General features: G+C 40.8%; 11 protein-coding genes. 3 read left to right on the top strand and 8 right to left on the bottom strand.

Translation table 11 applies throughout. The features are described 5' to 3' along the window. Positions 1-11: 11 nt before the first annotated feature. The 4 genes from ACX3PU_RS06535 to cmk form a co-directional block, all read right to left on the bottom strand. Positions 12-503 carry a phosphoribosyl-ATP pyrophosphatase gene (locus ACX3PU_RS06535; protein WP_459084146.1) on the bottom strand — a complete coding sequence of 164 codons (492 nt, stop codon included), beginning with the start codon at positions 501-503 and terminating at the stop codon, positions 12-14. A 4-nt stretch (positions 504-507) separates the two neighbouring features. After that, complete coding sequence (locus ACX3PU_RS06530; protein ID WP_459084145.1) at positions 508-816, bottom strand: phage holin family protein; 309 nt, start codon at positions 814-816, stop codon at positions 508-510. A 103-nt stretch (positions 817-919) separates the two neighbouring features. Continuing rightward, positions 920-1,333, bottom strand: coding sequence for a YtxH domain-containing protein (locus ACX3PU_RS06525; protein WP_459084144.1), 414 nt, complete (start codon positions 1,331-1,333; stop codon positions 920-922). Between the two features lie 157 nt (positions 1,334-1,490). Beyond that, positions 1,491-2,165 (bottom strand): (d)CMP kinase, encoded by a 675-nt coding sequence (cmk, locus tag ACX3PU_RS06520; protein WP_459084143.1) that lies wholly within the window; start codon positions 2,163-2,165, stop codon positions 1,491-1,493. A gap of 176 nt (positions 2,166-2,341) precedes the next feature. Here cmk and pyrH point away from each other — a divergent pair, with 176 nt between their 5' ends. Both pyrH and frr read left to right on the top strand, forming a co-directional pair. Then, positions 2,342-3,046 carry a UMP kinase gene (gene pyrH / locus ACX3PU_RS06515; protein ID WP_459084142.1) on the top strand — a complete coding sequence of 235 codons (705 nt, stop codon included), beginning with the start codon at positions 2,342-2,344 and terminating at the stop codon, positions 3,044-3,046. A 67-nt stretch (positions 3,047-3,113) separates the two neighbouring features. Beyond that, the gene (gene frr / locus ACX3PU_RS06510) at positions 3,114-3,668 is read left to right on the top strand and encodes a ribosome recycling factor (RefSeq protein WP_459084141.1); all 555 of its coding nucleotides are present in this window, start codon (positions 3,114-3,116) and stop codon (positions 3,666-3,668) included. Positions 3,669-3,722: 54 nt separating this feature from the next. Here frr and ACX3PU_RS06505 read toward each other — a convergent pair whose 3' ends face one another. The 4 genes from ACX3PU_RS06505 to ACX3PU_RS06490 all read right to left on the bottom strand — a co-directional run bounded on the left by ACX3PU_RS06505 (position 3,723) and on the right by ACX3PU_RS06490 (position 9,142). After that, a complete protein-coding gene (locus ACX3PU_RS06505) occupies positions 3,723-4,262 on the bottom strand; it encodes a hypothetical protein (RefSeq protein ID WP_459084140.1) in 540 nt (179 codons plus the stop codon). A gap of 182 nt (positions 4,263-4,444) precedes the next feature. Beyond that, positions 4,445-5,902: an LptF/LptG family permease gene (locus ACX3PU_RS06500; RefSeq protein ID WP_459084139.1), complete on the bottom strand. Its 1,458-nt coding sequence runs from the start codon at positions 5,900-5,902 to the stop codon at positions 4,445-4,447. Positions 5,903-5,971: 69 nt separating this feature from the next. Further along, positions 5,972-6,610, bottom strand: a complete 639-nt coding sequence (locus tag ACX3PU_RS06495; protein WP_459084138.1) for a LolA family protein — start codon at positions 6,608-6,610, stop codon at positions 5,972-5,974. 99 nt (positions 6,611-6,709) lie between these two features. Further along, positions 6,710-9,142: an FtsK/SpoIIIE family DNA translocase gene (locus tag ACX3PU_RS06490; protein ID WP_459084137.1), complete on the bottom strand. Its 2,433-nt coding sequence runs from the start codon at positions 9,140-9,142 to the stop codon at positions 6,710-6,712. Positions 9,143-9,341: 199 nt separating this feature from the next. Between ACX3PU_RS06490 and ACX3PU_RS06485 the strand changes: the two genes are divergently transcribed. Beyond that, complete coding sequence (locus ACX3PU_RS06485; protein ID WP_459084136.1) at positions 9,342-12,653, top strand: cytochrome c biogenesis protein; 3,312 nt, start codon at positions 9,342-9,344, stop codon at positions 12,651-12,653. The last annotated feature ends 222 nt before the right edge of the window (positions 12,654-12,875 follow it).

The raw sequence follows: 12,875 nt of genomic DNA, 5'->3' as shown, positions 1-12,875 counted from the left end.
AGAAGAATATTCTAGATTAGTTTTTCTAAACTAGATACGCTTTTGTTTTTCTCGTATACCTCAAGTTTGGATCGCAAGAATCGAAGGGCCATTGGAGCCACATAGATTAAGACGAGTCCTAAAATTCGATTTCTCCAGCTTTTGCTTTTGATGCTTTTCTTGGCTAGATTCCCCACAAGGGCTGCCGTGCCTAACTTGAGAGAAGTTTCTAACAAGTTGGACTGAGCGTTGGTGTGATCAAAAGCTAGAAGGGATCGGTTGCTTTTTTTTCCTAACAGTGAGTTTCCAAGTCCTTTAATCAAAGGAGCCGTTTTGATGGCCAGTTTCTTCTGACCGTCTTTTGATGGTTTTTCCGTCAAAAACTGGTCGGAGAGTCCTCCACTGAGAAGACTTAGTGATTCTTTTGGACTCTCAAAGGTAAGTAGGCCCTCTAGTTCTTGAACTTCGGCCTTGAGTTCGAGCTTTCTTTTTCTTAGCTCCTCGATGGTCGTAATTTTGGCCATAATCTTAGTCGTTTATAAATTTGATGATTCCTCCTGCCACTTTGGATGTGATGAATTTTCGCAATACAATTAGCAGCAATAATACAAGCAGGTAGAAACCCGCTACGATGAGTATTCCATAGCCGTAGTTCCCGAGCAAAGAACCAATATAGAGTCCTACACCGATATTAAATAAGAGAATGAAAAACAGAGCAGCCAAAGCTGCCAGGCCGAAGAAAACAAGGAGTCCAGCGCCTTTCGAAGATTTTTCAGTCGCTTCTAATTTCAGGAGCTCGAGTCGTTTGCTAGCGTACTCTTTAACGAGATGAATCATACGTAATAGAAATTTGGTGTGAATTTACAAAAAATGGGAAACTTAAAAAAGCTAAGTTTCCCATGAATATTTAAATGCCTAGCCTTGGAGAAAGGCGCCTTTATTATTTTAAGGCGTCCAGTTCCGTTTCAATGTCCTTTGAGACTTCTGCTACCGTTCCTGCAGCCTGGCTTTTGTACTTATCATAGCCTTCTTTTACAGAACTCGATACTTTGTCCGCCGTCTCTTTGACTTGCGAGGAAATTTGACTGAATTGATCTTTTACTTTTTCCGACACAATGCCGTATTGATCTTTTACCTTTTCTGCGGTCTTACCGTACTGCTCTTTTACCTGCTCAGAGGTTTTCCCGTACTGTTCTTGCGCTTGGTGTGCTAGATCGTCCGCTTTGGATTTGATTTTCTTTCTGGTTTCTTTTCCTTCTTCAGGTGCATAAAGCATTCCTAAAACTACGCCCGCGGCTGCTCCTGCTAAAAGCCCTGCCAATACGGCCGCTGTATTATTTCCTTTCTTTGCCATTTGTTCTTGAATTTTGATGTTATTAATCGTTTAATGGTTCTTCTGTGAAGGTGCAACAAAAATGCCAAATTGAAACCGAGTGGTCATAAAGTATGTTAAGGTGGGAATTATGATATTTTTTCGCTTTTCAGCTCAAAATAAGACAAAAATTCTCTTTTTACTTCGTGATATGAGACAAAATGAGTGCAATGGTTTGCTCTTTGGTCAGCTTGGTATTGTCGATCAGAATTGCATCTTCTGCCTTACGAAGAGGGGATACCTCGCGTTCACTGTCCATCTTGTCACGCTGCTCAAGGTTCTGTTTTACTTCCTCTTTACTCGTTTTTTGTCCAAAAGAAAGCAGTTCAAGGTATCGGCGAAGAGTCCTTTCGTCAATACTGGCGGTCAGGAAAAACTTATAATCAGCGTCGGGAAGTACCGTGGTGCCTATATCACGACCGTCCATAATTACACCGCCTTTCTGCGCAATTTGCCGCTGAGTAGAAAGCAAAAAGTCTCTGACAGGTGCTTGTTTTGCGATGTAACTTACATGGTCGCTCACTTCCGGAGATCGGATTTCCATTGCGATATTCTGTCCATTAAGATAGAGGTCTAGTTCGTTTTCATTTTGTTTAAACTCGAGTTCAATGCGATCAAAATGGGAATAAAGCTTCTCTAGATCCAAGGACTTCTTAGATGAGCGGCACTTGCTTAACGCAAAATAAGTGATTCCACGGTACAGAGCTCCTGTGTCGAGGTGGATTAAGCCTAGCTTTTTCGCAATTTCTTTTGAAATCGAACTTTTTCCTGTGGAGGAAAATCCATCCATGGCAATGACAGGTTTGCGGTTCATAAAGAAAGTAGTTTAGTATTAATCAATGTACATGGGATCAAAGTGGTTGACTTTTAAAAAATGCCTTACAAAAGTAAGTCATTTTGAAAGAGCTTCAAAAATTAAAAGGTTATTTTAATTGCCAGGCTACAAATTATCGACATTTCCTTATATTTGCACCTAGGAAAATAAAAGAAATGAAATACCAAAGAATCCTTCTAAAATTAAGTGGAGAAGCCCTGATGGGAGAACGTGCTTATGGAATTGACAACAATCGCCTAGAGGAGTATGCAAAAGAGATCAAAAAGGTAGTGGATCTAGGATGCCAAGTGGCCATCGTCATTGGAGGAGGTAATATTTTCCGAGGACTTGCAGGAGCTGCCAATGGAATGGACCGTGTTCAAGGGGATTATATGGGAATGCTTGCCACCGTGATTAATGGGATGGCACTTCAAGGCGCCCTTGAGAACCTAGGGGTGTATACCCGTTTGCAAAGTGCCATTGAAATGGATAAAATTGCAGAACCTTTTATTAAGAGACGTGCCACACGCCACCTTGAAAAAGGGCGAGTGGTGATTTTTGGAGCCGGTACAGGAAATCCTTATTTCACGACGGACACGGCCGCAACGCTTCGTGCGATTGAAGTGGGAGCAGATGTCATTTTAAAAGGAACCCGTGTCGATGGAATTTACGACAGCGATCCGGAGACCAATGCCGATGCTGTGAAATTTAATTCCTTAAGTTTTAAAGAAGTCTTTGAAAAGAACTTAAAAGTAATGGACATGACCGCCTTTACCTTAAGCCACGAAAACCATTTGCCAATTCTCGTGTTTGATATGAACAAACAGGACAATTTGCTAAAAGTGGTGCAAGGAGAGCAGGTCGGAACCCTTGTGAACTAATTTTTTTTTTGGAGTAGAACCCAAAGAGCATCAAACAATGTGTAACCTATCAAATTATATATACGTAATGGAAGAATTAGATATAATTGTGGAGTCAGTGAATGACGAAATGAATGCCGCAATCAAACACTTAGAGCACGCGTTTCAAAAAATACGCGCAGGAAGAGCCTCGACAACGATGGTACAAGATGTAATGGTGGAATATTACGGTGCCCCTACACCTCTTTCTCAAGTAGCAAACGTTTCGGTTCCAGATGCCATGACCATTTCAATTCAACCATGGGACCGTACCGCAATTCGTTCTATTGAAAAAGGAATTATTGATTCCAATTTAGGGTTTGCTCCTTCTAACAATGGGGATACCATTATTTTGAATGTACCTCCTTTGACCGAGGAACGAAGAAGAGATCTTGCAAAGCAAGCCAAAGCAGAAGCAGAGCAAAGCAAAGTGACTGTACGTAACGCGCGTCAAGAAGGAATGAAGGAACTAAAAAAATTGGACGGCATCTCTGAAGACTTAATCAAACAAACAGAAGCTTCTGTTCAGGAACTTACTGACAAGTTTATTAAGGTAATTGATGAACAAGTCAAAGTAAAAGAAGCCGATATTATGAAAGTGTAATTGTCGCTTTCCTATTATATACGAAAAAGGGATCTCGAGTTTGAGATCCCTTTTTTAATCCTCAAAATTTCTTTTGTTTTGTTTGAAATTTCGCTTTTCTTTTTGCAATCGCTTTGATTTGTCGTGTTTTTCATCTTTGTTTTCATCACTCTCAAAACAGATGCCGTCTCGACCTAGGGGTGAGTTTTGCTTTACCATCAGTCCGTCAAGTGTACAATAGGGAAGTCCGCATTCGTGTTTGGAATAGGTGCCGAAATTACGGTGTCCAAAGCGTTTTTCTTTCAGGATCTTTTGTTGGTTGTCGCGGACACTTTCCCAAAGTACTTGGCTCTCTTGTGGGGTCAAGTCCTCACCTAGGGAAACCACTTTCATATAGGTTCTAGGATCTTTGAGCTGGAGGAAATCAAATGTTTTTTGGAAAATCGTATGGGCAAAATCACGGATTTCTAGAAGTTCATTCAAGGTGAGCATTTCGTTTTCCAATAAGGAGCGATACAGTCCCAGAGTATTAAAATCAGAATATTGCTTGTGGTTTTGTATGTAGTGCAAGTATTCTTCTTTGTGAAGCTGATTGAAAGGTTTGTTGATTTTCATTTGCATAGCGAAGTTTAAAGGCTGATTCTTATGTAATCTCCATAAGACGAACTGTTTGCATACTAAAGTAGTAATTTTCCGTGAATCTATTTCACGAAAGGGAGATTTTTTTAAGAATGCAGAAGTCTAAGATTTAGGAACGCAGCTTTTGCGCATTCGAGTTCTTTGGAATAACATCGAGTCTACTGATATCGCTTGTGTTCTTCAGGCTTTTTTTGAAATCTTGCAATAAGCGGTTTGAAGAAGGCGCGGTACTTTTCTGCATCAAACAATTGAGAGTCTCGAACGGCTTTAATCGTGAGCCAAACTGCAAACGGGAAGAGCACTAGATTCGGGATCCAGGCGGCCAAGTACGCGTTCATTTTCCCTTTCCAGGATAGGTTTTCGACCGTTAAATTCATGACATAGAAGATGATGAAAATTACGATGGCAATGACCACCGGAAGACCGACTCCTCCTTTTCGTATGATGCTTCCTAGACTGGCTCCAATGAGGAAAAAGATCAGACACGTAATGGAGTAGGCGAAGATACGCTGTTGGTGCATGATCATCTTGTTTTGAAATTTGATGATTCCATACATTTGTTCCTCCTTGCCCTTAAGTTCGTTTTTCTGTGATTCTATTTTGTTGTAGGCAGAATAGAGCATCTCTAATTTCTGGTCACTTTTGATTGTGTCCAGTTTGTATTGAGGTTTTAATTTTTGGTCTTGCTTTTTGTTTGCTTCAATAATTTGAATGTAATTATTGGCTTGGCTAACGAGGGATAGGCCCATGCCTTCGACGATTTCTTTGTTTTCCTTTTTCCTTTCTACAATGGTATGGTTAATTTGTCCGAAGGTCTGGAAGCGGTAATCGTCTTTAATTTGTTCTTTTTCGATGGCATTGCTAATGAGCTCGCTCACGTCAAAATGAGAAACCAAGGTGTCAAATTTAATGGCCTGGTTCGGCTGCTTTAAGCGCTGATAATAATCCTTGTTTTTATAATTATCCTCAAAAACATAGCCGTCGAAAAGAAGCAGTTTTAAATAATTTTTGTCGGCCGCAGGAACAAATTTTCCAGACTTTGCTACAATGGCCTGTTGATCTTCATAGATGTTGGTCGATTTATGAATAAAGACCCCTTTTAAGTTCTCTGCATTTTCACCCGAAATTTCATCAAATTTCACAGCAAAGCCAGGGAGCTCATGAATGAACTGTCCCGGAGTAAAGTTTAATGCAGGTTTTGTGGCCGCAATATTGTACAGCATATTTTTCGCCTTTCTTTGAAAATCGGGCGTAATGTTGTTCTGAAAGATAAAGAGTATGCTCGCAAGAAGAACATTTACCAGGAACAAAGGCATCATCACACGGACCAGGGAAATCCCTGCTGCTTTCATGGCAGCAAGTTCATAACGCTCCCCAAAGTCTCCAAAGGTCATAATAGAGGAGAGCAGAATCGTAAGGGGAAGGACCATTCCCACGACCGTGGCCCCCATGTAGAATAAAAGTTTGATGATTTCAAAGGTACTTAGCCCTTTGCCCATGAACTGAGCCATCTGAATCCAGATGATGTTCACAATGAAAATGAAGAACAGCACGCTGAAGATAAAAAGAAACGGCCCGAAAAAGGTCTTAATTATATAGCGGTCTAGTAATTTCATTGGGGCAAAAATACTTAAAAAGTCACAAAGCAAAAACTTTGTGACTCTATTCTCTATGGATTTTTTGAATTATAATTCCGTGATCAGATAGTTTTGATACGCTTGACGGTTAAATTGGAAAAAATTAGACTCTAATTTTTGGTTTGCACGGTAGTCTTGAATGGCAATTACAGCCACTTGGTTGTCTGTAGAATACTGTTCTACTTTTACCAGTTGATTCTTCGGCGAATTTACGTAGATAAAAACATATTTAATCCCACTCTTTTTTACGGGGGTTAGCTTTATGAGGTCCGTTTGAACTCCATTGAGCTGGCGTTTCCCAACATAAGTAGTTTGGTAATTGGTCTTGTAAGTATCTAAATAATTGGTAGGCGAGAACATCATTTCGCTCCCCGAAGCCTTCGCAATGGTGACTTCCCTATCGTCCTTGCTAATGTTGTATACTTTGGATCCGTCAAAAAGTTGCTCGGTGTCCATAATCGTTAGCTTGTACTTGGAAGGAGTTGTATAGAAGATCCCGGTCTGCGTTTGGGTGACCTTACCTGCAGGTCCCGTTCCGTATGCAAATTTAAAGTACGTGTTTTGGTTAGATTTATAGGTTTTGGAAACCGCGTCGAGAATTGTTCTCGATTTTTGATCCGCAGTCTGTGCGCTTAAGGTGCCTAGAAATGCAAAGGTTCCTAGTGCTATGGCAATTTTTTTTATCATTGTTACTTTCAATTTTGTGAATTACTTTATCTTGGATAAGTTACTTCTTCAAAAGTTAAACCGGCAGCCCTCAAGCTGCGTCTTCAAGTCTTTCCAAGCTTACGGGCGCAATTCTTCCAAAAATTGTTCCAAAGCATTTAAGTCGGTAATCAAAACCTCTCTTGCTTTCGCTCCATTAAACCCTCCTACGATTCCGCTTGCTTCCAATTGGTCCATGATGCGACCCGCTCGGTTGTATCCTAATTTTAATTGACGTTGGAGCATAGAGGTGGAACCTTGTTGGGTCGAGACCACAATTTTGGCCGCTTGTTCAAAGAGGGCATCTTTTTCGTTGGGGTCAAACTCAACGGTGCCTGAAGAACCTTCCTCTTGGGGTGGATCTGGAAGAACCATGGCCGAACTGTAACCTTTTTGAGCTCCAATGTAATCCACAATCCGTTCTACTTCCGGGGTGTCTACAAAAGCACACTGGAGTCGAACGATTTCATTGCCGTTAAAATAAAGCATGTCTCCTTTTCCGATGAGTTGCTCGGCACCAGGGGAATCTAAAATCGTACGCGAATCGACATTGGAAATCACACGGAAAGCAGCCCTTGCTGGGAAGTTCGCTTTAATCATCCCTGTAATTACGTTCACAGAAGGTCTTTGTGTGGCCACGATAAGGTGAATACCCACGGCTCTTGCGAGCTGGGCTAGTCTGGCAATTGGATGTTCCACTTCTTTCCCTGCCGTCATAATAAGATCTGCAAATTCATCCACAACCAAAACGATGTACGGTAGGTATCGGTGTCCGTTTTCAGGATTCAACTTGCGTTCAGAGAATTTTTTGTTATACTCCTTAATGGTTCGACAAAATGCATTTTTTAGAAGATCGTATCGAGTGTCCATTTCCACACATAAGGAGTTCAGTGTGGCAATTACTTTTGAGTTTTCCGTAATGATCGCTTCGTCGGTACCAGGTAGTTTGGCTAGGTAGTGGCGCTCAATTTTTGAATAAAGGGTAAGCTCCACTTTTTTAGGATCCACCATCACGAATTTAATTTCGCTTGGGTGTTTCTTGTAGAGTAAAGAGGTTAGAATCGCATTAATCCCCACAGACTTTCCTTGACCGGTTGCTCCTGCCATCAAAAGGTGAGGCATTTTGGCTAAATCGGCCATGAAGATTTCGTTTGAAATGGTTTTTCCAAAAACCACGGGCAAATCCATGTCCGTATTTTGGAATTTTTGAGAAGCGAGTACGCTTTTCATGGATACCATGGTAGGGTTCTTTCTGGGAACTTCAATTCCAATGGTCCCCTTGCCTGGCATCGGGGCAATAATTCGAATCCCGTGCGCAGAAAGATTTAAAGCAATGTCGTCTTGCAGTTTTTTAATGGCAGAAACCCGAATTCCAGCATCGGGCACAATTTCGTAGAGAGTGACCGTGGGACCTATGGTCGCTTTGATTTCGGAAATTCCGACATTAAAGTTTTTAAGTAGTCCGACAATTCTGTTTTTGTTTTCTTCAAGTTCGTCTTGATTAATGGAAATTTCTTCGTTTCCATAGTCTTTCAAAAGTTCGAGGGTGGGCATTTGAAATTTGGCCAGTTCCAATCGGTGATCGAAAAGTCCATACTCTTTGACAAGATCTGCGGATTTTTGTGCCATCTCATCCCACTGATCTTCCTCTTTTGCAATTTCCACGTTAAAGTCAAAAGAGTCTTCCTTTGTCGTTTCTGATTTTTCAGTAAATTCCTTTATTGGAACTGTACTCACAGGAGTATTTAAAGTGGAGGTAAGTGGAATTGTACTACTACCCAAGGATTCTTTTTGGGGACTTAGTGGGAAACTAGGCTCTGTTGTAGTGGGAAGGGTAGATACTGGCGAATCTTCCTCAGTCTCATCTTCGATTCGCTCCTCATCTTCAAACGAATTTGAACTTGGTAAAAATTCTTTGACTTTTCCTAGAGTGCTATCGTTAATATCGTTAAGTCTTTTTTTGATCGCACTGGGTCTTAAATTGAATTCAAGAATAAAGTAAAGTGCTATACTAGAACCTAATACAAGCCAAAGTCCTACATTTCCAATCATCGAGGCTAAAAAGTCCATGATTTGATAGCCATAAACTCCGCTCAGTACGCCTTCTCCTTGGGTGACTGCTCCTAGGAAAATAGGAAGCCAACAAATGAAAAATAGGGAATGACCAATGGTTTTCCAAGGTTTGAAATATTTCTTTTTTAAAATAAGGGTACCCAGCATTAAAATAAGAAAGGCGATGAGGAAGGCTGCGATACCAACGCTCTGGAAAATAAACAAGTTGCCCAGATAATCGCCTAATTTCCCAATGAAATTAGAGGATTTTATTGTTTTGTCGAGCATGCTACCTGCCTGGCTTTGGTCCGCTTTCCAATTGAATAAAAAGGAAATAAAGGACAAAAAGAGTATGAGGCTCAGTAGAATGAAAAACAGGCCAAAAAAGATGCGCGGTTTCGAAAGCGTTTTGTTATCGCTAAGTGTGCGGCTTGTGGAGGGGGTTTTAATTTTCTTTTCCATAAGTTCAATCTTGGCAAATTTAATGTTTTTACTTTAGAATTTGGTCATCGCAGTAGAATATCTAATCTCCAACTTTTGCAGGGATTTGTCTCAAATTTAGATGCAAATATCTTGATGGAAATTCGTGTGTTAAGATTATAGGGCGTATTTTTGCATCCAAACGGTAAAAATCGACTCTAAAGTCGGTAATGTCAAGATTATGAAAAAGATTCAAAGCATTTTAATTTCGACGAGAACCATGGCGGTTCTTCTTTTAGTTTATGCGGGCGCAATGGGCTATGCCACATTTCTAGAGAACGATTACGGTACCCCAACGGCAAAGGCTCTTGTTTACGAGGCCAAATGGTTCGAAGCGGTGATGGTTCTGTTAATTTTAAACTTTATTGGAAACATAGGACGCTATCGTTTGTGGCGTAAAGAGAAATGGCCAGTACTCGTGTTTCACTTGTCTTTTGTCCTTCTGTTTTTAGGAGGTGCCATTACAAGATACATTAGTTTTGAGGGCATTATGCTCATTAGAGAAGGGGAAACCTCGAACGAAATTATTACGGACAAGACCTTCTTTAAGATTCAAATGGAAAAATCAGGCGATGTCCTTAGTTATAAGGATGTGCAGTATATGATGTCCCCAATTCACCATAACTTTAAAGCCAATTATGATTTTCACGGTGAAAAAGTGAAAGTGAAAGCTCTTGAATATGTACAGCGAAAAAAAGACAGTTTGGTGGCGAGCGCCGATGGTCAGGAGTATCTTCACTTTGTGACCACAGGCGATCGCGGAAGACTCAATTATTATTTGAAAGAAGGAGAGTCTAAATCCTTAAACGGAACTCTCGTGAGTTTCAATAACCCGATTGAAGGAGCGATTGAATTTAAAAAAGATGCGGACGGTAAGTTATCCTTGAAAACACCCGTCGATTCTAAATATATGGTTATGGCAACGCAGGACAGTGGTTCTGTAAAGGCAAATGTTTATGAGCCTTTAGCACTTCGAAGTCTCTATACGATTAACGACATACGAATTGTGGTTCCAGAAGGACTTACAAAAGGTTCCCTTCTTGCTTTTGAAGGAGATCGAAACAAGGACAAAGCTGTCCCAGATGCACTTACAGTAGAAGTGCAAGGGCCAAAAACGACCCAACAGGTCGAGCTTGTCGTGGAAAGAGGAAATCCTAATTTGTATAAACAAATCACCCTGGACGGAATAAACATTATGCTAGGTTTTGGTCCTAAGATTTACACCACACCGTTTGCAATTAAATTAGATGACTTTGTGATGGAAACCTATCCAGGAAGTTCTTCTCCAAGTGCGTACGAAAGTCACATTCAAATTATTGACGAGGGAAAACAGACGCCTTATAAAATATACATGAACCATGTACTCAATCACAAGGGGTATCGATTCTTCCAAGCCAGTTTTGACCAAGATAGACGAGGTACTCACCTGTCTGTGAACCATGATTATTGGGGAACGCTTGTGACGTACATTGGGTATTTCTTACTCTTTACCTCCATGTTTATTATCTTCTTTTGGAAAGGCACTCACTTTTCAAAATTAAATACCATGCTAAAGAACCTCAATCGTAAAAATACGACTCTTGCGCTTTTACTTCTTTTAAGCGTCGGCCTTAATGCGCAGAAAATAGAAACGCATGGTACCTCGGACGGAAGTCCACAAATGAGGGCTACGAATCAGAGCGCAGCCAATGCGTCGACCCGTGCCCTTGAGGATGGTACGATTCATGCAAACGATTCGAATGCTACGGCTTCCAACCAGCCTCAGGCTTCCAATCAGAATTCAGTTGCACAGTCGATGACGGCCCTACGAGTAATCTCTGCGGACGAAGCCATCGCGAAATCTAGAATTTCGAAAGAGCACGCGGATAAGTTTGCTTATTTGCTCGTACAGAATTACGAGGGAAGAATTGTTCCGATGAGTACACAAGCTTTAAATGTACTTCGTAAACTTTATAAAAAGGATAAATTTAAAGGAACAGGGGATAAGGAATTAACTCCTGAGCAGTGGTTTTTATCCATTAATACCGATACGCCAAGTTGGACTATGGTGCCCCTTATTAAAGTGGGAACCAAAGGAGGAGACGAACTTAAGAGAAAAACCAAAGCGAATGACGAGGGGTATACGGCCCTTATGAATTTATTCCCATCAGATCAGAATGGAAATTTGAATTACGTTCTTGAGGAAGATTATAATGCTGCGTTTGCAAAGAAACCAGCAGAGCAAACCAATTATGATAAAGAAGTTATTTCTGTAAACGAAAGAGTTCAAATATTTAATGAGTTTTTCTCTGGTCAATTCATGAGAATTGTCCCTGTGAAGAACGATCCAAACTCAACATGGCATTCTTGGCTAGATCAGAATTTTGAACCGGACATGGAATCTCAAAAAGTGATGGGTCCTTATTTCTCCTCTGTGCTTCATGCGCAACAAACTGGAAATTGGGCTCAGGCCGATGCCGCACTTCAAGACCTTTCGAATTACCAACAAACTTGGGGGAAAAATGTAGTTCCTAGCGAATCAAAAGTCAAGGCGGAGGTCTTGATGAATCAAGTGGATATCAACTTCCGTTTGTTAATATTCTATACCCTAATTGGAGGACTCCTGATCATTTTAGGATTTGTGGATCTATTTAAGAAGAAAGCCATTATCGCAAAACTCATAAAGGTGGTTCTCTATATTGGTGCAATCGGATGGTTCTTACAACTTCTTGGTTTAATAGGACGTTGGTACATTTCAGGACACGCGCCTTGGAGCAATGGATACGAAGCAATCGTCTTTATCTCCTGGGTTGGTATTACAGCCGGGTTTGCGCTGTACCGTAATTCAAATGCCTTAATTCCGGCAGCTGGATTTATGGTTGCAGTGATTATGATGGGCTTTGCTCATGGAGGCTCTGCGCTGGACCCTCAGATTACTCCGCTTGTACCTGTTCTAAAATCCTATTGGCTAATTATCCACGTAGCGATCATTACTTCAAGTTACGGGTTCTTTGGGCTCTCCTTCGTGATTGCTATTATATGCCTCGTGTTTTACCTTCTTGCAAATAAGAAAATCTACAAATTGCATAACGAAAGAACAATTAAAGAACTCACTATTGTGTCAGAGATGTCCCTCACCATAGGGCTCTATGCTTTAACCGTAGGAACCTTTTTAGGGGGGATCTGGGCAAATGAATCGTGGGGTCGTTATTGGAGCTGGGACCCGAAGGAAACTTGGGCTTTTGTTTCTGTAATGGTGTATGCTTTTGTTCTGCATATGCGTCTTGTACCGGGTCTTCGAGGAAGATGGGCGTTCCACGTGGCAAGCATGTTTGCTATTTCTTCCATTATTATGACCTATTTCGGAGTGAACTATTACTTAAGTGGACTCCATTCCTACGCGGCAGGAGATCCTGTTCCTGTACCGGCATGGGTTTACATAGGAACCGTTTCTATGCTTCTTTTAGCTACCGTTTCCTATTTCAAATTCAAAAAATTAAATAAAAAGAACTAAGGAATTCTTAGTAAAATAAAGCAGCCGCCTCACTATAATTTTGAGGCGGTTTTTTGTAGTTGTTGTACCCGAAGATTAAACACATTGCTTGTAAAGGGGTGAAACTTTATTCGCCAAAAAATTAGCTACAAGACAAGAATAGACGGACTTCAAAAGTGTCTGTTCTTTCTACAGATAAAATTTCTTCCAATTTCACTTTTTTCAGATCAAAAAACTTTTCAA

This window comes from Chryseobacterium sp. A301 (genome assembly GCF_054489425.1).
The sequence above is the reverse complement of the archived record's forward strand: the minus strand, read 5'-3'. Positions and strand labels throughout refer to the sequence as shown.

Coding starts and splice junctions, on each gene's coding strand:
- pyrH (WP_459084142.1), top strand. CDS start 2,342: ATGAAATACCAAAGAATCCTTCTAAAATTAAGTGGAGAAGCCCTGATG.
- ACX3PU_RS06530 (WP_459084145.1), bottom strand. CDS start 816: ATGATTCATCTCGTTAAAGAGTACGCTAGCAAACGACTCGAGCTCCTG.
- ACX3PU_RS06500 (WP_459084139.1), bottom strand. CDS start 5,902: ATGAAATTACTAGACCGCTATATAATTAAGACCTTTTTCGGGCCGTTT.
- ACX3PU_RS06490 (WP_459084137.1), bottom strand. CDS start 9,142: ATGGAAAAGAAAATTAAAACCCCCTCCACAAGCCGCACACTTAGCGAT.
- ACX3PU_RS06485 (WP_459084136.1), top strand. CDS start 9,342: ATGAAAAAGATTCAAAGCATTTTAATTTCGACGAGAACCATGGCGGTT.
- ACX3PU_RS06495 (WP_459084138.1), bottom strand. CDS start 6,610: ATGATAAAAAAAATTGCCATAGCACTAGGAACCTTTGCATTTCTAGGC.
- cmk (WP_459084143.1), bottom strand. CDS start 2,165: ATGAACCGCAAACCTGTCATTGCCATGGATGGATTTTCCTCCACAGGA.
- ACX3PU_RS06535 (WP_459084146.1), bottom strand. CDS start 503: ATGGCCAAAATTACGACCATCGAGGAGCTAAGAAAAAGAAAGCTCGAA.
- ACX3PU_RS06525 (WP_459084144.1), bottom strand. CDS start 1,333: ATGGCAAAGAAAGGAAATAATACAGCGGCCGTATTGGCAGGGCTTTTA.
- frr (WP_459084141.1), top strand. CDS start 3,114: ATGGAAGAATTAGATATAATTGTGGAGTCAGTGAATGACGAAATGAAT.
- ACX3PU_RS06505 (WP_459084140.1), bottom strand. CDS start 4,262: ATGAAAATCAACAAACCTTTCAATCAGCTTCACAAAGAAGAATACTTG.